The sequence below is a fragment of the Alteromonas gracilis genome, assembly GCF_043642145.1.
Lineage (GTDB): Bacteria > Pseudomonadota > Gammaproteobacteria > Enterobacterales > Alteromonadaceae > Alteromonas > Alteromonas gracilis_B.
The window spans coordinates 225,809-246,838 of record NZ_JBHZRZ010000001.1 but is presented as its reverse complement, the minus strand read 5'-3'; the positions used below and the strand labels follow the sequence as shown (position 1 = coordinate 246,838).

The window sequence follows — 21,030 nt, the reverse complement described above, 5'->3', positions numbered from 1 at the left end:
TGTAAATGCAAACAGTATTGTCGAAACGTTAATACCGCTCTGCGGGCCTTAATAATTCGCAAAAGTGTGAGTATTTTGCCCATTGAGTTGTGAAATTACTTCAAAAATAAGGAATATTTTATGGATATCATTCGGATACTATTATCAATTTTACTTCCACCTCTGGGCGTATTTCTGCAAGTGGGTCTTGGAACTCACTTCTGGATTAATATCATTCTCACGATCTTGGGTTATTTTCCTGGCGTCATTCACGCGATTTATATTATTGCTAAAAAGTAAGCGAATGTTACTTGGTGAGGACGTTTGAAATTACGCCGAACACTAACATCAAACCAAAAAAAGCCAGCTATTGAAGCTGGCTTTTTAATCATGGCTGCAGAATTCGCAGCCTCGTTCAATCAACGAGTTGTGTTCAAAGCTACGCAGAAAGCTTTTCTTCATTTAACTCTCGTTTCATTTCTTCTCTATACTCGTCTGCCAACTTTGTTTTTTGACGATCATTAAGTACGTTTCCAGCTACTTGAAAGAACTCTTGTTCTTCATCCGCAAGATGATGCTCTACTTTGTCTTGCAGTGTTTTCAGATGACGTAGCCAAGCAGGAGAGCTCATATCTGTTTCATCGAGCTTCTCTATTAGCTCATCAATCTCGTGATGTTCTGCGATACCATGACGCGTCAAATCTACCGTAGCGTCTTTTTCCAAAAGATGAGTATAAAAATGGCGTTCTTCGGCAACGGCGTGGCTTTCAAGTTGTGCTTTCAACTCCTGATAATATTCGCGACGAGCAGCAGTGTTGCCGCTAGTTTCTGCAAGTATCTTTAAAAGTAAGCGCTGCTTTTCGTGATCTTGGCGTAAAGCTTCAAAAATTTTCATGTGAGTTCCCTCATTTAATAGCGATAAAATAGTAATGCCAACTTACTTAATGCTATTTTTATTCCATGAATGATGGGGTGATTAGTTATTGTTTTATAACATTTTTTACTTTTTTGAGAGAAGATGTTTGATTGGTGCTTTAATAAATAAAGCAAATTTTACATTTGGGTTGCCGATATATTCACGCTAGAGAATGAATCGGCAACACTAGACCATTACACGCCTTGAGCAACCATAGCGTCTGCAAGTCGCCTGAAAGCAGCAATGTTTGCGCCTCTCATATAGTCAACATAGCCGCTTTCCTCTTTCCCTTCGTTCACACATCGTTGATGGATGCTCTCCATTATTGTGTAAAGCTGTTCGTCGAGTAAACTAGCTTCTCTTTGATTGAACATGGCGTTTTGACCCATTTCAAGCCCTGATAGCGCGACGCCGCCAGCGTTAGAGGCTTTTCCAGGCACATAGGCAATTTTTGCGCCAAGAAAACGGCTTTGAGCTTTGTTAGTGCAGGGCATGTTGGCCCCTTCTAATACCATTTCACAACCGTTTTCTAGAAGCGACTTAGCATCAGCTTCCTCTAATTCATTTTGTGTAGCACAAGGCAACGCAATGTCACACTTTAGGTGCCAAGGCTTCTTATTTTTCTGCCATTTTCCCATGTCATTTTCGGCCATGTCAGCAAGTATATTATTGCTTGCTGTATGATTATCAATTGCCCACTTAATTGTTCCTTCGTCAAAACCTTGCTCGTTATGCAACAGCCCACGGCTATTAGACAGTGAAATAACCTTTCCACCTTTTTCTACGGCTTTAAGTGCAGCATGAAGTGCTACGTTGCCTGCACCAGAAACGACTATGGTTTTTCCTTCTATTTGCGTCCCTTTATGCTGGCAGACTGCTTCTAGAAAATAGATAAGCCCAAAGCCTGTAGCTTCGGTTCGCACGTAACTGCCCCCAAACTCTAAGCCTTTTCCAGTAAGTACACCTTCAAATTTATTATTTAGTCTACGATATTCGCCATATAAGTAACCGATTTCCCTTGCGCCTACATTGATATCTCCCGCGGGTACATCGGTATTAGCGCCAATATGGCGCTGTAATTCGCTCATAAAGGCCTGGCAAAATAACATGATGTCTCGATCGTTTCGGCCTTTTGGATTAAAGTCTGAGCCGCCTTTTCCTCCGCCCATAGGTAATCCAGTTAGCGCATTTTTAAAGCATTGCTCGAAAGCAAGAAATTTCAAAACTGACAGATTAACAGTAGGGTGAAATCGCAAACCGCCCTTGTACGGTCCCATGGCAGAGTTATGCTGTACTCGCCAAGCTTGGTTGATTTCTACCTCACCATCGCCATTCATCCACGTGACGGTAAAGTAAATAATGCGTTCAGGAAAACAAATTCGTTTAACGATATCGAATGATTTGTAGTCTTCGTTAGCATTATAGATAGGAACTATGTCTTGAAGCACTTCATGAACCGCTTGAAGATATTCTGGTTCGCCATTAAATCTCTCGGTAAGAAATGTATAAATTTCATCGAAATTACTTTGTTGTGCCATAGAATTTTTATTCCTTATCTTCAAAATTGGTAAGTACAGTTAGACTCTGAGGGCAAGTTTTTACCGTTAACGAATTGTCTTTGTAAATCTCTCCATCAACCGCGTAGGCCGTAGGTTTATCAAACGTTAACGTTATATTTGCAACGCGTTCGTGCTTTATTGACTGCGATTGCTTTTTTGCGTCTGCTGGGCTTAAAACCAACTCGGCCAAAGAAAGAAACTGCTTGTCTGAAGACGGTTGAGGCACTAGCCATGTTAAATCCAATTTGCCATCGGTAATGTCTGGTGGTTCGGCACCTTGCGCTAAAGCTGTCGTCATGGGCGCTGCATTGGCTATAACGAAGCTTGGGGTTTCCAGAGTTTCTGACTCTTTGTTGTCAATTGTTACGTCAAATTTCATATTTTCATTGTTAGAAATGGCGTTCCAAAGCCCTTTCAAATAGGCAAATTGACCGCCTATGTCTTTCTCTTCTCTATCGGCGGCCGAAATCATTTGTTCTTCAAAGCCCACTGCAGCTACCAAGAGCATCACATGTTCATTACACGTAGCTGTATCGATAGCCAATGTTTTTCCGTTAATGATGATGTCGCATGCTGTGCTTATTGGCATAACTTTGCTGATATACCCATGTAAAACTTGGCTAAGGGCATTAGCAGTACCAAAAGGAATAACTCCCATTGTCACAGAGGTATTAACAAGTGCAGAAGCAACTTCCGTTAGCGTGCCATCTCCCCCACAAGCGACAATGATGTCTGCGCCGTTTTTCTTCGCTTCCTCTGCAAGTGCTTTGCCGCCAACATCCGGGGTTGTTTCTTTTACCGTAACCTTAAATTTTTCATTCAACCGCGATAACACATCATCTTTATACTCACCCCATTTTCCTCCACCTGCTACGGGGTTAACAATGAGCGTTAGGTTTCTTTGCAAAGACAGCAGCCCACCATCTTTTATTTTTTGTAGCGACGCTAATTGTCTTTTATTCAGCCTAGCAGTCTGGCGAATCTGATTAATTGAGGAAAGGGCGTCCTCGACACTAAGAGAAGGGTTTTTGGCAAGCAGGTAAGCGGCAACCACAAGTACAGAACGGCCACGGCCGAGTGCGCAGTGCACTACAACGTTTTTCTTTTCAGATATTTGTTGATTCAACCAATTAATGGCTAACACCAACTGTTCAGGCGTGGGGCTAGTATGGTCGAGCACGGGAACGTTGAGATAACGGTAATCTTCTTGATATGCAGTCCAGTCTAAACCGTCAAATTCAGCGGTTACGTCTAAAATTGCATCAACGTTGTTTTCATTTAACAAGTTCACGTGTTGGCCTGACATTCGACAGGCTAAAAACAAATACGGCTCAATCTTTTGTAGTGGCGGCACCTTATCGGTTCTTCGTGCGTACTCGTTATATAGCCAAGAGCCGAGTAAGAAAGGAACAAAAATCCAGCGAATATAGAAAGGAATTGAGCCATCTTCACGTTTTCTGAAAAGACTAGGGTAGTTTAATAAATATGCGCTACTTACTGCTATTAGCGAAAACGCTATCCAACCAAAAACCACCTTCAATAGTATAATCGGTACTACCAGCGTTAACAGTAACGAGACAATTGCACCTAACACGTAATACTTGACCATTTTCACGATTAACACGTCCTTTGTAATAGAAAAAGCGTTCAGTCTATGCATCTATACTTACGTTGGTACGTTTTCGTTTACTTTTGTCGCTAGCGATTTGAACTAACGCGAAGGTGTAAACGTATGCTCTCATAATGACAATACGAGAGTGCTAAATGAAAAATAGTGTGGTACTGAAAGTTGTTAACTTTGCCTGGTTTCAGGCCATTTGGTGGCTGGTGATCTTGTTTCAAAACAAGGCCGTTATCCCTGTGGTTAGCTTAATTATTTTGTGGATTATTTTTTCGCCGAAGCGTGTTGAAGACATTAAACTAATGAGTGCAGTTTTTCTTTTAGGCACAATCGTAGATGCGGTACTGACTATTAGTGGATTATTTATATTTGAAAAATCAGAAGCATTGCTTGGTTTCTGGCCAATACCTATTTGGTTAAGCCTGCTATGGGCTGCGTTTGCGGGCACCGTTTATCACAGTTTAACGGCATTCAAAGGGCGTGTGGTACTTGCATCAATCGCTGGTGCAGTATTTGCGCCTTTAAGCTACATCGCAGGCGCTAAATTTGGGGCAGTCGAGCTTGGGGCAAGTTTTGTGCTTTCTTATATTTTCATCGCATTAGTGTGGAGCTTTGTTTTCCCACTTTGTTTCTACCTATCCAATCGTTTTGAGGCGAATCAGGCCCAAGCGTAAACGCAAGGAGTGTATTGGCAATGACGAAGAACGTATTAGTAACCGGTGGTAACCGTGGCATTGGCCTTGAGATAGTAAAAGGAATGCTGTCTAAAGGCTATAAAGTGCTTATGGGGTGCAGAGACGAAGAGTCGGGCCTTGAAGCTAAAAAAGACATTGTGGGAGGCGATTTACACATTATAGAAATGCCCTTGGATAATGAGACCGCAATTGTTGATGCCTTTGTGCGTGCAGAAGCCGTCTACGGGCCTATCGATATTTTAATTAACAATGCAGGTGTGTTGGACAATACACCGTGGAAAGAAGTGAATTCTGAGATCCTTAATAAGTCTATGCAGGTTAATGTAAACGCACCTTTAACGTTAATACAGCAAGCGCTGCCACAAATGATTGAACGAGGCTTTGGTCGCGTTGTTAATGTTAGTTCGAGCTACGGCAGTTTTGCGCAAGAACTTAAAGGCCCACTTTGTTATGCGATATCAAAAGCGGCATTGAATGCACTGACGGTTAAAATGGCTGCTGTAGTTGACGAAGCTTCAGATGGCGAGGCTCTTGATGTTACTGTTAACAGTATGAACCCGGGCTGGGTGCACACCCGAATGGGAGGAAGTAATGCGCCGAGGACTCCAGAAGAAGGTGCAGATACGGCGATTTGGCTTGCGACTATGGAAGAGGGGGGCCCACACGGTCAATTCTTTGAAGACAGAGAGCCCATTAACTGGTAATCAAATATTGGTATTCAAATCTTGTCACACCAAGCCTTAGGTCGCACTAAGCCTTAGAGAGAAAATCGCTCTCGCAAAAAATGGGCGATGCCATCTTCGTCGTGATGACCTATAACAGAGGTGGCAACATCTTTGATGTAAGGCTTTGCATTTGCGGGCGCGTAAGCTTCGTCAGCGAGCTTAAACATGCTTAAGTCGTTATCGCTATCTCCAAAGCAAATAACGTTGCTCGCGCCCAATTGACTACGCAATAGTTCTACAGCGCTACCTTTGTTCGCTAAATTATGATGAACATCCATCCAACGATACTCATCGCCTTCAATGGCAGGGCCCGAGTAAGCAATGAGTTCGTCGTGCATGTTCAATTGCTTGTACATGTCATATACAACGGGAGAATCGCCAATCATGCTTATGTTGGTGATATGCGCATTTGCTGGTAACTTTTCGATTGGAGCAAGTCTAGCTTTTGTCCGAGAGAAATATTTTTCAATTAAATCGTGTTCTACTTTGTGCTTAGGCATTGAGTGATAAATAACGTGCTCATGATTTGGGCTATCCATATCTACTGTATTAACAAATGGCGTAATGTTGTTTTTAACAGCATGCTCAATGATGAGATTTACTTCGGTGGGGGCGAGCAAATTTTCCAAGGTAAGTGCATTACCAGTTGGATCCCAAATTGCAACGCCATTGTTATAGATGTGTGGCAATACAAACGACTGGTCCTGTAACACAAACTGTGCTGAATGCATTGTGCGCCCGGTTGCCACGGTAAATGCGATATTTTTTTCGCTTAGTAAACCTAACGTTTCTCTGGTGAACGAAGAAATTTTGGAAGATTTGTTTAGCAAAGTCCCGTCTAGATCAAAAAATAGTAAATCCATACAATTGACGCTCAGTTTCTTTTCAATGATTACCGCTAACAAAATACGAAAGCAATACACGCAAAATTAGGTGTATCGCCTTTGTAGATGTCAAATTGTGTTAACTGCGAAATTGTAAATACAATAACATACTCCTACGATGCACAGTGTCGAAAAGTGCACTTAAGTACGCTAGCGAATAGATTCAACGACGTTGTCGGTATGTTGTTTTAGTAATCTTGATACCTTCGAAGAAGATTGAGATTTATCTAGGTTAATCACTAATGCGACCTTCCCATAGCGAACTGCGTGCCTAACTGTTTGGATTAATTCATTTCTGTCGGGGCGCAAGCCTAATAAACCTGCGACAAACAGCCCAATGAATAAACCCGGGCTAATTAGCGCGATATACGTAAACAATGGGTTTTGCTGCGTGAGCGCTGGACCAAATTGCGTAAGCAAAAACGCTGCAATCAGACCTACTCCTAAACCAAATGAGCCAAGAAATAGGTGAAAGGACCACATGCTTTTCCCGATAGAATCGCTATTTCGCTCTAACTTTTCACTCATTTTCGGATCGCCTGCTTCAATCACTTCTATTTGTGATGGCTCAACAGACGCTTCTTCTTGAACGATGTTCACCGCCTCTTGAAGCTTTTGCTTAGAGGGAAAAACTGCAGCTACTTGAAGCTCACCGTTGGTAATCACTTTTGCTCTCAGACTTTCATGCTCGTTGTCTTTGGCGCTCGACACTTCTGACTTCTTAGTGTTTTGAATACTCATTATTAATTCCTCAATGACTTTTTCGGTCCGTCAGTTCCGGCCATTTTTCTACAGCAAAAGCCGTGTTTCCTTCTACTAACGGACATATTTCACTTAAGTTATGTATTGCGTATTCAAATAGTATTCCGATAAACAAGCGACGCTTTTTGTACGTTGGCTTTTGTCGTTACTTCCTAGCGGTAAGTGTTTAATAGTTAAACACTTATTGATGACTCTAAAAATCGCTTAACGTAGGGGCGGTGTAACTTCGGCTGTAAGTTTCTTTTAAAAACTGTGTGGATTTCAAGTGGAATGTCGAGAGAAATTTATAACACTGTGATTTTTTTACAAAGTGAGTGAAAAAACGTTACAAGCCCAAGTTACTTGACGCCTAGGCGCTTTTTCACTGTTAAAGCTATTAATGCTGTTGTGAGAATATGAGAAGTTGTGATCATTTCTCCTCTTTACTCTGTAACTTCTTTTTAGTCGTCGAAACCTCTTACAAACGGACGTGTCTTCGCAATTGAACTTTCAAGTAACGTAGGGAGAAAGGGAAGTGAAACGAATTAAGGGCTATTGCAATGTTTATTCAGACGATAGCCACTTATCAATTAAACGTATCTCATGCGGAAAAAACCGCTTTTATTATCGCTATGCGAGCGGAAATAAAGTGACAGGCGAGCGCGTACTTAAGCGAATCAAAAAGCTTGTTATTCCACCAAACTGGCGAGATACCTACATAAGCCGAGACACCAAGGCCAGCATTCAGGCTATCGGCTATGATGAAAAAGGTCGTAAACAATACATTTATCACGATAAATGGCATGAGCAGCAACAAGTTGAAAAGTTTGAACGGTTAGTAGCGTTTGGTAATGCGCTGCCAGACTTTAGAGAGCGCTGTTTGTCGTTAATATCACAAGATACTTGGACCTTACAAAGGGCCTGCGCATTAGTTTGCCTCTTGCTTGACTACACAGGCGCAAGGGTGGGAAACGCGCAATACAGTAAAGAAAATAACACTTACGGTTTAACCACATTGCGTCGCAAACATGTTCAAGCTCAATGCGATGACAGTGTTGAACTAGCCTATGTGGGTAAGCACGGTAAACCGCGGTCGCTTAAAGTAAATGACCCCGAGCTGGCGTCATTAATTTGTGATTGCGCTCAACAACAAGGTTACTGCTTGTTTAGATATCAAGACAGTAATGGTCGCTGGCACGATGTAACCAGCGAAGACGTAAATGAATTCATTCATAAAGAGTTAGGTAAACAATTTAGCTGCAAAGATTTTAGAACGTGGGCTTCTAGCCGCTTCGCGCTCACAAACTTACCTGATGTGTACGACCAAGTAGCCAATTCACGCACAAAAAAATGGGAAAGTACGTTAAGTAAGGTAGTTTCGGCGCAACTTGGGAATACGCCAACTGTTTGTAGGAAATATTATATTCACCCGAAGCTATTCAGTGTCAAAAACGACGACAATACGTGTCTGAAAGTGATTGAGCGTCTTCGGTCTCTTCAAAATGAAGAGTTCACCCAATTAACGCATTTACTGCCCGTGGAAAGGCTTCTTTTGGATGTTATTTCACCTGAGTGTGCTTAGTAATGTTTTTTTCATCAAAATGTTTTAGTTGATAGTAAAGTTTGTCTAAAAGCGCTTATTTGTAGGTAAGTTAATATGTTTCATGAAATTTTTATTATAGTTAAGGTCATGATATTTAAATTATAAAAATCTTTTCCTCTTGTTAACTTCTTGTGGAACGTGGTTGTTTTAAAAGTTGCTATAAGTGTCTATTAAATCTTGTCGTTTAAAAATCGAGCTTGAAATAAATTTAAAAATCTTTATATTGTTAGAGCTCTAATGATTATTGTTCGATCTAAATATCGGCTTTAGCGAGTTCGATTAGTCAAATCTGATGTTCTTATAGATGTTTAAGTTCGAATAGATATTGAAGCTTCTAAAAACGTTTTAGAAGCGGGCAAAATCATTACAAAATTTTTTATGAGCAAGAGAGGAAATAACGACAGTTATGCCAATGGAAAGTTACCTATCATTAGCCGTTTATTTTATAGCGATGTTAGGGATAGGGTTGTTTGCTTACCGACAATCTACTAGTGATATTTCTGGTTACATTTTGGGAGGGCGTCAAGTAAGTCCTCAAGTTACCGCTCTTTCTGCAGGTGCGTCTGACATGTCAGGCTGGATGCTAATGGGCTTGCCTGGCGCAATGTATTTAACTGGGTTTGATGCAGTTTACATTGCAATTGGACTAGTTGCCGGCGCGTTAGCTAACTATCTGCTCGTGGCACCTAAACTTCGCGTTTACACTGAAGTAGCGAACGATTCGCTAACAGTGCCAGAGTTTTTTGCAAAGCGTTTTAATACCCCGAATTCGAGTATTCGAATTGTTTCGGCAGTAATTATTGTGTTGTTTTTCACACTGTATACGTCTGCTGGATTAGTAGCAGGGGGGAAGCTTTTTGAAAGCGCCTTTTCAGTAGATTACCAGTTAGGCTTATTTATTACGTTGGGCGTTGTGGTGTCTTATACACTACTTGGCGGTTTTTTAGCAGTAAGCCTTACAGATTTCGTGCAAGGCTGCATTATGTTTGTAGCGCTGGTATTAGTGCCCATTGTTGCCTTTACTGAATTTGATAGCGTGCGGCAAATGACAAGCGCTGCTTATCAGTCTGTACCTAGTTTTTCTGAATCGTTAGAAACGCTAACGATTGTAGGGTTGCTATCAAGTTTAGGTTGGGGCTTAGGCTATTTTGGACAGCCTCACATTATTGTTCGCTTTATGGCAATTCGTTCTGTTAAAGCCATTGGCACAGCTCGAAACATTGGCATGTCTTGGATGACAGTGACTATTATTGGCGCATTAGCAACAGGTTTTGTAGGCATTGCCTATGCTAACCAGTTTGGTCTTGCTGTCGACGACCCTGAGACGATATTTATTATTTTCTCTCAGTTGCTGTTTCACCCACTAATAAGTGGATTTTTAATGGCAGCCATTTTGGCCGCTATTATGAGTACAATTTCGTCGCAATTACTAGTAAGTGCAAGCTCGCTAACAGAAGATATTTACCGTGTAATGGTAAACAAGAAATCTTCAAACAAATCGTTAAGCGAGAAGCAAACGGTAACAATAGGTCGCTATGGTGTAGCAAGAGTTGCAATTGTTGCGTTGCTACTAGCCATGGACGCGTCGAACACAATTTTATCTTTAGTAAGTAATGCTTGGGCAGGTTTTGGTGCAGCATTTGGTCCGTTAGTACTGTTTTGTCTGTATAAAAAGGACCTCACAGCGAAAGCGGCAATGGCGGGCATGATTAGCGGTGCGGTAACCGTACTGTTTTGGATTCACGCGCCCGTTTTAGCTGACGGTAAAACGTTAAGCAGCGTTATTTATGAAATTATTCCAGGGTTTGCGGTAAGTACGTTAACGCTATACATGGTGAGTCGCTTTAGCGAAAACCCATCGTCGAACGTACAGGCAACATTTGCGCAAGCCAGCGAAGAATTAGCGAATCAACAATCTTAAGGTTTAAAAGTTTATTATGAGTCATCCAAATTGGAAACGCGTAGTCATTAAAGTGGGTAGTGCATTGATATCGCCCAACCAACAAGGTTGTAGCAGTCACTATCTCTTGAGCATTGCGCAATTTATCGTGCGATGCAGAGCCAACGGTACACAAGTTGTACTAGTGTCTTCTGGTTCTGTCGCAGCGGGCGCGCACCTGTTTCCAGAGCAAGAAAAGTCAGATATTGCGGTTAAAAAAGCAATGGCAGCCGCGGGTCAAACCGAAATGATTGCCACGTGGGATAGACTGTTTGATTTTCCGTCTGCCCAGATGCTGCTAACGCATGCTGACTTGCGAGACAGAGAGCGTTACGTAAGTATCCGTGAAACGATATTCAGTTTATTGGACAACAATGTTCTGCCTATCGTAAACGAAAACGACACGGTTACCACCGACAAATTGAAAGTAGGTGATAACGATAATTTATCGGCCATGGTAGCGTCGGCAGCTGAAGCAGATGCACTAATTATCTGCTCTGACATTGATGGGTTGTACGATAAAAACCCGCATGAACATGACGACGCAAAATTGCTTAAATCAGTTAATACCATTGATCAAAGCATTTATGACATGGCTGGTGGTGCGGTTAAAGGCGGTGTAGGCACCGGTGGAATGCGCACCAAAATTGAAGCGGCCGAGAAAGCTGTTTCGCATGGTATAGATACATATATTATTAATGGCTTTACTGAATTGTCGTTTAATATGCTGCTAGCAGGTGAAAACCCGGGCACGCATTTCAAACCGCACGCCAAGCCAATGCAAGAAAATGTGCATTGGATGCGCCATACGTCAAACGCGCAAGGCGAGGTAATAGTAGAAGGGGATTTTGATGCCTCTTTAGCCGGCGACGCAGAGCAACTAACCAGTAGCGAAATTGTAGACGTGAAAGGTGAGTTCTCGGTGGGCGACACAATTTTAGTGCGTAAAGAAGATGGCACTAAATTGGTCAAAGCGAAGTCGAATTACAGTAGCTGTTTATTGAATTTTATTGCGAATCAGGAAAACGAAGAATTTGCCACCGAGTTTGAAGAAAAAACGGGGCCAATTATTTCTGATCAGCACATAGCAAATCTGGAGAAAGAATGAGCATTATTACAGAGTTAGCACAACAGGCAAAAAAAGCTGCACGTACACTGGCAATTTTAAGTGAAAGCCAGAAAAACGCGGTGTTAACTGATATGGCCGCGGCAATTCGTGCAAACAAAAGCAAAATTATTGAAGTAAACGAAAAGGAAGTAGCCCGCGCTAAAGAAAATAGCTTAGACGCAGCAATGGTTGACCGCTTAATCCTTAACGATGAGCGCATTGAATCCATGGCCGAGGGCATCGAAGTTATTGTTGAACTTGATGATCCGGTAGGTAAAGAGCGCGTTATCGGTACACGTCCAAACGGTATCGAAATTAAGAAAATGCGTATACCGCTTGGTGTTGTGTGCATGATATACGAAGCACGACCTAATGTTACTGCCGACGCAGGCGCGCTGTGCTTCAAATCGGGCAACGCAGTAATATTACGTGGTGGTAAAGAAGCACTAGACACAAGTTTAGCCATTGCCGAGCTGATGCAAGAAGTACTTGAAAAGCACAACTTGCCGAAAGCGCTGGTAACAGTAGTACCAAATCCAGACCGTGCTCTAATGCAAGAGCTAATGGAACAGCGCGACTACATTGACGTAATTATTCCACGTGGTGGTGAGGGCCTTATCAACTACGTGACTGATAACGCTAAGGTGCCTGTTATTCAGCACTTCAAAGGTGTGTGTCATCTTTACGTAGATAAAGACGCTGATTTAGACAAAGCGATGGGGCTGCTTCTAAATGGTAAAACGCAGCGTACTGGTGTGTGTAATGCCTTAGAAGGCTTAGTAGTGCATCAAGCGGTTGCGGGTGATTTCTTACCTAAAGTGGCCGACGCGTTTAAAGAAAAAGGCGTAAAAGTTCACGTTAACGAAAAAGGCAGCCAGTATTTTGATGGCGCTGACGTTATCGCTGAAGACGCATACGGTGAAGAGTACTTGGGCTTAGAAATTGCTATTCGTGTTGTAGATGACTTCGAGGCAGCGGTAAATCATATCGCTCAGTTTGGTAGTAACCACACTGAAGTAATCTGCACAGAAGATGCAGAAAAAGGCAAGCTGTTCCAACGTGCAGTGGATGCAAGTGTGGTAATGGTAAACGCGTCTTCACGTTTTTCTGACGGTAGTCAGCTTGGACTAGGTGCCGAAATTGGTATTGCAACGACTAAGTTACATGCTTATGGGCCAATGGGCTTAGAGTCATTGACTTCAGAGAAATACTTGGTGAATGGTGAAGGCCAAATTCGTGAATAATAAAAGGCTGTTTTAACTGGTCGGCATTGTGCCACAAGTTTACATGCTTCATAATAAAAGCGCTGACATTCGTCGGCGCTTTTTTATGACTATTCAAAGATTTACCCCAGCAGCATAGATGGAGCATACATGGAGATTGTGATAGACCCAACGCAGTTATGGAATCAACTTATTGCCTTTGCAAATGAGTATAAACTGCTTACATCACTAATACTTTTAATTGTATTGCACTTCATTAAAAAAGGTGTGTTGCTACTTATAAGACGTATTAGTTCTCAGCGTGGTGAGGACAGAAGAAATCAGATAAATATTCTAGAGCAACTAGGCAACGCCTTTATTATCGTTGTGCTAATGATGGTGTGGAGCTCGGAAATTCAAACCTTAGCCATTTCCATTGCCGCCTTTATGGTTGCAATTGTGCTTGCTACACGGGAGTTTATTCAGTGCTTTATGGGCTTTATCTACTACTTAGGCGCAAGGCCGTTTAGGGTAGGAGATTGGATCCAAATGAATAACATTATAGGTGAAGTGGTTGAAATGGACTGGGCAAAAACAGCGCTTCTAGAAGTTGACCCTGAAAGCTTCAACTACACAGGTAAACACGTTTACGTACCTAATAGTCAACTGGTAACCCAAACTGTACGTAATCTAAACTTTATGCGCCGCTATCGTTTACATTCCTTTGAAATAGTTAACGAGCCGACGGTTAACGCTTACAGCCTGATATCTGCTTTTCACGCCAGAGCGCAAGCACATTGTGAATACTTTCGTGACGTTGCAGAGCGTTACAAAGGGTTAATTGAACGTCATTTAGAGCAAGAATTTATTCGCATAGACCCGGAAGTTGAAATTAAAACCAATGAACTTGCAAAAGTAGTAGTAAAGGTGAGCTTGTTTTGCCCCACAGCCGAAGCCCATGAATTAGAGCATAAAATGTGTTCAGATTGGTTGAGCTTATGGTTTAAGGCGCAAAAAGAGGAGCAACGTCAACTTCACGTGCAAAACAGTGAATCGGCTTCAGCGCAAAACCAAGCAAAAGCGCTAGGTGATTCGCAAACTACGTCCAACGGCGCGATGTAACTTTTACTCTAAGCATGTCCATTCTCTATGGCTGGTAAAATGGCTTTGCAGAAAAGCCATTTGATCGGCCAATATTCGCCTGTTCATCAAATAAAAACGCTCGTAAACGTTTGGTCTGAAGGGTACGGCAAGTAGGGGCATATTTGCTTCTTCTGGCGTTTTAGCGCCTTTTGCATGATTACAGCGCTGGCACGCAGTAGCAACGTTTGTCCAACTGTCTTTACCGCCCCGAGAGCGGGGAATGATATGGTCTCGGGTCAATTGTTTGGGCGTAAACTTGTTGCCGCAATACATACACAAGTAACTATCTCGCCGAAACAAATAGCGATTAGTTAGTGCAACCTTGCCAGATAAGTCTGTCACTTTTCCATCGCAAGCAATAATGCTAGATAGGGTAAGTTCGCTTTGTAGCCCCTCGTGATTCCATCCTCCTCTAAGCGTAATAGCATCGCTGCCCAATTCAAAAAGCACCTTATCTTGACTGTAAAGCTTTGCGGCTTGTTCAACATCTATCCACTCTTGCGGCATGCCTGCTTTGTTAAGTCGAAGTACCAACATGGTTATCTCCTTTAGCACACTGGGGCTTGCTGCTCTTTGACACAAATAGCATTTCAACAGGCCCAAATATAAGACGTTCTTATTGTATAATTCGTTGTCGTTTTTTATTGCGTTCGAACTACCTGGTTATGTTCTTAATTCGCCCGCATTTTCTTCTAGCATACGCTGTTTTATGTCATTATGATGAAAATATAGTCAATAATTGAAATTTCACAGATATTTCATATAGTCATGGTGCTATAGGTGGTAGCGGTAAATTACCGAGTTGATTACAAAATTGTACGACAAATTCCGCGCGGGGCTACATTTGATCATGGTATTAACGTCACTTCATGGCTATACTATGCGCCGCGTTTAAAAGCGATAAAATAAAGATTGAAATTAAAGGACAAATAGTGACTCCTATTACTAAATCATTTCAGTATGGACAGCATACTGTAACTCTAGAGACGGGTGTAATTGCTCGTCAGGCAACAGCTGCGGTTCTTGCAAGCATGGACGACACGTCTGTACTAGTAACAGTAGTTGGTAAAAAAGAAGCCAAAGCAGATCAAGACTTCTTCCCACTTACTGTTAACTACCAAGAAAAAGCGTACGCTGCGGGTAAAATTCCAGGTGGTTTCTTCAAGCGTGAAGGTCGTCCATCTGAAGGTGAAACACTGATTGCACGTCTTATCGACCGTCCAATCCGTCCACTATTCCCAGAAGGTTTTAAAAACGAAGTACAAGTTGTTGTTACTGTAATGTCTGCTAACCCAGATATCCCTACAGACATCATCTCTATGATTGGTACTTCTGCTGCCCTTGCTATTTCAGGTATTCCTTTCAACGGCCCAATTGGTGCGGCTCGTGTTGGTTTTAGCAACGGTGAATACATTCTAAATACACGCGCAGAAGAGCAAGCTGAAAGCGAGCTTGACCTTGTTGTTGCGGGTACAGAAGGCGCAGTACTTATGGTTGAATCAGAAGCAAGCGTGCTTTCTGAAGACACCATGCTAGGTGCGGTTATGTTCGGTCACGAGCAAATGCAAACTGTGGTTAACGCAGTTAACGAATTTGCTGCTGAAGTTGGCACTGAGAAGTGGGACTGGGCACCAGAAGCAGAAAACACAGCGCTTAAAGACAAAGTTAAAGCACTAGCTGAAGCTGAAATGACAGCGGCTTATCAGATTTCTGACAAGTTAGAGCGTAAAGACGCGGTAACTGCAGCCACTGAAAAAGCACTAGAAGCTATCCTTGCTGAAGACGAAGAACAAGACAAGAAAGAAGTACTAGACCTTCTTCATGACCTTGAGTCTGACGTTGTACGTTCACGCATTCTATCTGGCGCGCCACGTATTGACGGTCGTGACCCAGCAATGATCCGTGCACTAGACGTAGCAACAGGTATTCTTCCACGTACTCACGGTTCAGCACTATTTACTCGTGGTGAAACGCAGGCACTTGTAGCTGCTACGCTAGGTACAGAGCGTGATGCACAGATGATTGACGAGCTTCAAGGTAAGCGCGACAGCCGTTTCATGCTTCACTACAACTTCCCTCCATACTGTGTTGGTGAAACCGGTATGATTGGTTCGCCTAAGCGTCGTGAAATTGGTCACGGTCGTCTAGCGAAGCGTGGTATTCAAGCAGTAATGCCAAGTGAAGATGAATTCCCGTACGTTGTACGTGTGGTTTCTGAAATCACAGAATCAAACGGTTCATCTTCAATGGCGTCGGTATGTGGTACTTCACTAGCGCTTATGGATGCAGGTGTACCAATTAAAGCGTCTGTTGCGGGTATTGCAATGGGTCTAGTTAAGAGCGACGACAACTTTGTTGTACTTTCAGACATCCTTGGTGACGAAGATCACCTTGGCGACATGGACTTTAAAGTAGCGGGTACTACCGAAGGTATTACTGCACTTCAAATGGACATTAAGATTGAAGGTATTACTAAAGAAATCATGCAAATTGCGCTTAAACAAGCAAAAGAAGCACGTTTGCACATTCTTAACGTAATGGACGAAGCAATTGGCGGTCACCGTGAAGAGCTAAGTGAATTTGCTCCACGCATTTACACAATGAAGATTGACCAAGACAAGATTCGTGACGTTATCGGTAAAGGCGGCGCAATGATCCGTCAAATTACTGAAGAGTCTGACACTAACATCGAAATTGAAGACGACGGTACTATCAAAATCTTCGCGACAGAGCGTGCGAAAGCAGACATCGCTATTAGCAAGATTGAGCAAGTAACGGCTGAAATTGAAGTTGGTAAGACTTACAACGGTAAGATTACACGTATTGTAGACTTCGGTGCGTTTGTAGAAGTACTTCCAGGTAAAGAAGGTCTTGTTCACATTTCACAAATCGCTCACGAGCGTGTGAACAAAGTAACTGACTACCTAGAAGAAGGCCAAATGGTAGACGTTAAGGTTATGGAAATCGATCGCCAAAACCGTGTACGTTTAAGCATTAAAGAGCTTCTAGAAAAGCCTGCGCCTAAGTCTGACGACGCAGAGTAATAGCAATTAGGTTTTAAACCTAGTTAGTTATGTTTAAGTAAAAAGGGAGCTTGGCTCCCTTTTTTCGTTTTAGGGTTTAAAGAGGTAATGACGGGTTGGGTTTTTACCCTTTAATCCTTACATTTTAGCCACACTTTCAACCCATAACGAAAAGCGCTTTTTTAGAGGTATTTAATAATGGATAAGCAAACGCAAACCGAAGTGGAAGCAGCGGTATTCCGCCGCTTAGTAGAACACTTAGACGCAAATAAAGACGTTCAGAACATTGACCTGATGATTTTGGCCGACTTCTGCCGTAACTGCTTAGCAAAATGGTATTCGGCAGCTGCAAGCGAGCAGGGCGCTGATATCGACTACGAAGCCGCACGCGAAGTGGTATATAAAATGCCGTATTCAGAATGGAAGGAAAAGCACCAGCTTCCTGCCACTGACGAGCAGTTGGAAAAGTTGGCTGCTAGGCAGGGGAAATAGTTTTTCGTTAAGGCGGAATTTTTTTGTGTTTTGAAGCCAGCTAATGCTGGCTTTTTTGTTTCATTAAAATATAAAAAGCAGACTTCTCAGTCTGTAGTTTGATATTAGTGTCGAATACTGAAATTCTTTTTTTTACTTGGTTTTACTATTGTTTATGGTTTAAGGTACAAGCCTCAAAATAGCAAGAGTAGCGTCAACGACCGTGAACGCTTTCTGTTTTTGGGGGTAATCAGATTGTAAGCTCTTATCGAAAGGAATTGTATATGTCACAAATAATAAAAAGAAGATTTACGTTGGCAGATGTGACTAAAGGGAGTGCTTCGGGAGAAGATGAAGCTGATTTTCTTCCAATGTTTCATAACTATTTTTATGATTATGAGAGCAATTCTACTAAGGTTATGGAACCCCATGTGTTTTTTTTAATTGGAAGAAAGGGCACTGGTAAAAGCTTACTGGCAAAGTTTATCGAACATAAATTTAAAGATAGAAATAAACACTTCGATAAATTTGTAAAAGTTGGATCATTTAGAAACTTCAAATATCACCAGCTCTTAGAATACAAGGACGAAGAATTTACTGAAAAAGAGTTCTTTTTTATCTGGAAATGGTGTCTCCTTATAAATATTTCTTATCAATTGATTTCCGATCAGTCTTGCATAGAAACTGAATTAGTAGAACTATTGAGAACCTTTTTAAAAGAGAACTTCGGACTAAAGATTAACCAAAAGAGAGTTTTTGATAAATCGAAGAATATAAAATGGACTTTTGGTTCTTCAAAAGTAGCACAATTATCTGGCCAACAAGATTCAGAAATTAGTGCAGGCAATTATTTAGACTATTTAGAAGATCTCGAAGATGTAATTATATCTATAGGTCAATCTACTAACTCTCAATTTACTATTTTTTTTGATGACTTGGACGATGGTTTTGAAGGCTCTGAAGTTTATGGGAATGGTATTTGTAGCCTCATTTACGCTGTAGATGAATTGAATCGAAAGTTCTATCGAGCAGATTTTAATGGAAAATTTATATTATTGTTGCGTTCAGATATATTCAGGGCATTAAACAGCTCAGATTTAAATAAATATAAAATGGACAATTCTTTAATGCTTAATTGGCGGCCAGAAGAAAGAGAAAACTCTCCTCTTTTTGATATGTTAATACACAGAGTCATTACCGCATTAAAACTCAATAAGAGGATAGCTCCAGAGCAATATAACGAAGTTTTTTATGAGCTATTCGATGATACTATCGAGAATAGGAATACAGCTTTGTGGCTTTTAGATAGAACTTTTGCAAGACCTAGAGACCTTGTTCAACTAATTAAAATCGCTGGTGAAGAGTTTCCGTCTTTTAATAAATGCGGTGCGTTCGCTCTAGTTAAAACTAAGGGGTTATATTCACAATACCTTTATGATGATGTTCGTAACGAAATGAAAGGTCATAAAAGCACAGAGTTTGTAGAGAGTTCTTTATCTCTTCTCAAAGGTATTGGTAGAGGTTTTACTATAACGCTGGATAAGATTAGAAAGAAAAAGCCACATCTATTTGAAGTAGATGGAGGCGAAGAGAATGTAAAAGCTATGCTCTCGTTTTTATATAGATTTAGTGTGATTGGAAATATTTATCATAAGGAAGGTAAAAATAGTGAAGTTGCCAGTTATTCATGGAGTCACAGAGAAGACCAAGCTGAGCCTGATTTTGATGCAACATTCACAATTCATCAAGGTATTAGGATAGCATTGAAACTTGAAGACCAAGAAGAATCAATAAAAAACTAATAAGTTAATAGAATCAGGACTAATCAAGACAGGTATCTTTGTCTATGACCGGATATGACTAGATAAGATTGCTTAATATGACATGCACCATGAGTATAACAAGATCATCAAGGTGACGCCCGCCGACGCAAATGTCAGGCGTTATTGCCTTAAAAAAAAGGAGTTTAGATGAATAGAATGACAAATTTCTTTGTTAAACACTACGATTTTATAAAGTGGCAGTCAGAATGCTACGCTTTATCTGTAGGCTTTTTCACAGTATCAATATTATGTTTTAAATATCTTGAGAAGTTGGTTTATATCCTAGGAATAGTATCTGGGCTTTTCCTTGGATTAATCGCTGTTGGCTTGACATTCGCAGCCATTAATAAGGCACAGTCTTACTTCGGAGAAAAAATAGCCTCCAAAGGAAGTGTCCGTTATATGGCTTGGGGCTTTGCCTACGTATCAACGGCAGTATGCGCGGGTTTCGCAATTACTTACAAGGTCGTATTAGGGTAAACGGCTCTTAGAAACCACATTAGGCATTCTCTCCGCTCGCAAGGACGCTAATACATGGGCTGCTTTACTTCGTTTCTTAATTTTGCTCATTTATTATTGCCTCTTAATGAGAGATAGGTGAATTTGACTATACTAATATTTAGGAGTTTTAATTGAATATTTTCCTAAGCTGGTCTGGAGAAAGAAGTAAGGCCATTGCAGAACTTATGGACGAATGGCTACAATGTGTAATACAAGCTGTAGACCCTTGGATGTCGAGCAAGGATATAGATCGAGGTTCACTGTGGTTTTCCGAAATTAACGGACAGTTACAAAATACCACTATCGGTATTATTTGTTTAACTCAAGAAAATAAAAATAAGCCATGGATACTTTTTGAGGCTGGCGCGTTAGCTAAGGGACTATCTACTAATCGTGTATGTACTTTTTTAATAGATTTAGAGCCCTCGGATGTTGGAACTCCACTATCGCAATTCAATCACACAATACCTCTCCAAGATAGTATGTGGGAGCTTGTTAGGACACTAAACAACTCATTAAAAGAAAAATCACTAAAAGAAAAAACATTAGAGCAAGTGTTTCAAACATATTGGCCACAGTTTGACCAATCTTTTAAAGCAATCTTAATAGAGACTCCTGCAACTGAAGTTATAGAAAAAAGAAGTGAAGACGATATTCTTGCAGAAATTCTCGCTACCACACGTTCTATGGATAAAAGAGTAAGATCTTTAGAGTCTGAAAGAAGAGCTCCACGTTTATTAAGTGGTCGAGGGTTCGACACTACTGAACGGATACAGTTTAAAACTGACAATGGATCAATTAAGTCGGTTTACATAAGAGGTTTAAAGGATAGGATAAACAGCTATATGGACGCTGATATTAGCTTTGATGCTGTTGTTGAGATATTAAGCAAGGAACATAATATTCCTGCAAGTGAGATGTCTAAAAAAGTTAGAAGTTTAATAGATTTGTAGGCCACTAGACAGTCATCATTGTCTAAAAAAATCTACTTTATGTGCTTATTTAATCCCCCATTTTTATACCAAATAAGACAGGCATTTTTCTTGGGTTGATAACTGAGCATTAAATCAACATGCCTAAAAGCACATATAATCAGC

General features: G+C 41.2%; 19 protein-coding genes. 13 read left to right on the top strand and 6 right to left on the bottom strand.

Going from position 1 to position 21,030, the window contains the following annotated elements; translation table 11 throughout:
• The first annotated feature begins 120 nt into the window (after positions 1–120).
• Complete coding sequence (locus ACHUFN_RS01050) at positions 121–279, top strand: YqaE/Pmp3 family membrane protein (RefSeq protein ID WP_394220434.1); 159 nt, start codon at positions 121–123, stop codon at positions 277–279.
• Between the two features lie 139 nt (positions 280–418).
• Here the strand turns inward: ACHUFN_RS01050 and ACHUFN_RS01045 are convergent, their stop codons facing one another.
• The 3 genes from ACHUFN_RS01045 to ACHUFN_RS01035 form a co-directional block, all read right to left on the bottom strand.
• A complete protein-coding gene (locus tag ACHUFN_RS01045; protein ID WP_394220433.1) occupies positions 419–874 on the bottom strand; it encodes a hemerythrin domain-containing protein in 456 nt (151 codons plus the stop codon).
• 215 nt (positions 875–1,089) lie between these two features.
• The gene (gdhA, locus tag ACHUFN_RS01040; protein ID WP_394220432.1) at positions 1,090–2,433 is read right to left on the bottom strand and encodes an NADP-specific glutamate dehydrogenase; all 1,344 of its coding nucleotides are present in this window, start codon (positions 2,431–2,433) and stop codon (positions 1,090–1,092) included.
• A gap of 7 nt (positions 2,434–2,440) precedes the next feature.
• Positions 2,441–4,069 carry a diacylglycerol kinase family protein gene (locus ACHUFN_RS01035; protein ID WP_394220431.1) on the bottom strand — a complete coding sequence of 543 codons (1,629 nt, stop codon included), beginning with the start codon at positions 4,067–4,069 and terminating at the stop codon, positions 2,441–2,443.
• Positions 4,070–4,218: 149 nt separating this feature from the next.
• On the opposite strand from ACHUFN_RS01035, the gene ACHUFN_RS01030 reads away from it, so the two are divergent.
• Together ACHUFN_RS01030 and ACHUFN_RS01025 are read left to right on the top strand one after the other, a co-directional pair.
• Positions 4,219–4,749 carry a DUF2878 domain-containing protein gene (locus ACHUFN_RS01030; protein WP_394220429.1) on the top strand — a complete coding sequence of 177 codons (531 nt, stop codon included), beginning with the start codon at positions 4,219–4,221 and terminating at the stop codon, positions 4,747–4,749.
• A 20-nt stretch (positions 4,750–4,769) separates the two neighbouring features.
• On the top strand, positions 4,770–5,474 hold the full coding sequence (locus ACHUFN_RS01025) for an SDR family NAD(P)-dependent oxidoreductase (RefSeq protein WP_394220427.1): 705 nt from the start codon (positions 4,770–4,772) through the stop codon (positions 5,472–5,474).
• A 53-nt stretch (positions 5,475–5,527) separates the two neighbouring features.
• Here ACHUFN_RS01025 and ACHUFN_RS01020 read toward each other — a convergent pair whose 3' ends face one another.
• Complete coding sequence (locus tag ACHUFN_RS01020; protein ID WP_394220426.1) at positions 5,528–6,358, bottom strand: HAD family hydrolase; 831 nt, start codon at positions 6,356–6,358, stop codon at positions 5,528–5,530.
• A gap of 171 nt (positions 6,359–6,529) precedes the next feature.
• A complete protein-coding gene (locus tag ACHUFN_RS01015; protein WP_394220424.1) occupies positions 6,530–7,120 on the bottom strand; it encodes a hypothetical protein in 591 nt (196 codons plus the stop codon).
• Positions 7,121–7,655: 535 nt separating this feature from the next.
• On the opposite strand from ACHUFN_RS01015, the gene ACHUFN_RS01010 reads away from it, so the two are divergent.
• The 5 genes from ACHUFN_RS01010 to ACHUFN_RS00990 all read left to right on the top strand — a co-directional run bounded on the left by ACHUFN_RS01010 (position 7,656) and on the right by ACHUFN_RS00990 (position 14,094).
• Positions 7,656–8,702, top strand: coding sequence for a DNA topoisomerase IB (locus ACHUFN_RS01010; RefSeq protein ID WP_394220422.1), 1,047 nt, complete (start codon positions 7,656–7,658; stop codon positions 8,700–8,702).
• Between the two features lie 427 nt (positions 8,703–9,129).
• Positions 9,130–10,644, top strand: coding sequence for a sodium/proline symporter PutP (gene putP / locus ACHUFN_RS01005; protein ID WP_394220421.1), 1,515 nt, complete (start codon positions 9,130–9,132; stop codon positions 10,642–10,644).
• Positions 10,645–10,660: 16 nt separating this feature from the next.
• On the top strand, positions 10,661–11,770 hold the full coding sequence (gene proB, locus ACHUFN_RS01000; protein ID WP_394220419.1) for a glutamate 5-kinase: 1,110 nt from the start codon (positions 10,661–10,663) through the stop codon (positions 11,768–11,770).
• Positions 11,767–13,014 (top strand): glutamate-5-semialdehyde dehydrogenase, encoded by a 1,248-nt coding sequence (locus ACHUFN_RS00995; RefSeq protein ID WP_394220418.1) that lies wholly within the window; start codon positions 11,767–11,769, stop codon positions 13,012–13,014. The genes proB and ACHUFN_RS00995 overlap by 4 nt, the downstream gene beginning before the upstream one ends.
• 129 nt (positions 13,015–13,143) lie before the next feature.
• Positions 13,144–14,094: a mechanosensitive ion channel family protein gene (locus tag ACHUFN_RS00990; RefSeq protein ID WP_394220416.1), complete on the top strand. Its 951-nt coding sequence runs from the start codon at positions 13,144–13,146 to the stop codon at positions 14,092–14,094.
• Positions 14,095–14,097: 3 nt separating this feature from the next.
• Here the strand turns inward: ACHUFN_RS00990 and ACHUFN_RS00985 are convergent, their stop codons facing one another.
• A complete protein-coding gene (locus ACHUFN_RS00985; protein WP_394220415.1) occupies positions 14,098–14,652 on the bottom strand; it encodes an HNH endonuclease in 555 nt (184 codons plus the stop codon).
• 395 nt (positions 14,653–15,047) lie between these two features.
• Between ACHUFN_RS00985 and pnp the strand changes: the two genes are divergently transcribed.
• The 5 genes from pnp to ACHUFN_RS00960 all read left to right on the top strand — a co-directional run bounded on the left by pnp (position 15,048) and on the right by ACHUFN_RS00960 (position 20,886).
• Entirely contained in the window at positions 15,048–17,159 is a 2,112-nt protein-coding gene (gene pnp / locus ACHUFN_RS00980; RefSeq protein ID WP_394220414.1) for a polyribonucleotide nucleotidyltransferase, read from the top strand.
• Positions 17,160–17,336: 177 nt separating this feature from the next.
• Complete coding sequence (locus ACHUFN_RS00975) at positions 17,337–17,630, top strand: DUF1244 domain-containing protein (RefSeq protein ID WP_012518312.1); 294 nt, start codon at positions 17,337–17,339, stop codon at positions 17,628–17,630.
• 263 nt (positions 17,631–17,893) lie between these two features.
• Positions 17,894–19,411 (top strand): P-loop ATPase, Sll1717 family, encoded by a 1,518-nt coding sequence (locus tag ACHUFN_RS00970; RefSeq protein ID WP_394220413.1) that lies wholly within the window; start codon positions 17,894–17,896, stop codon positions 19,409–19,411.
• A gap of 168 nt (positions 19,412–19,579) precedes the next feature.
• Entirely contained in the window at positions 19,580–19,912 is a 333-nt protein-coding gene (locus ACHUFN_RS00965) for a hypothetical protein (RefSeq protein ID WP_394220412.1), read from the top strand.
• 152 nt (positions 19,913–20,064) lie between these two features.
• Entirely contained in the window at positions 20,065–20,886 is an 822-nt protein-coding gene (locus tag ACHUFN_RS00960; RefSeq protein WP_394220411.1) for a toll-Interleukin receptor, read from the top strand.
• The last annotated feature ends 144 nt before the right edge of the window (positions 20,887–21,030 follow it).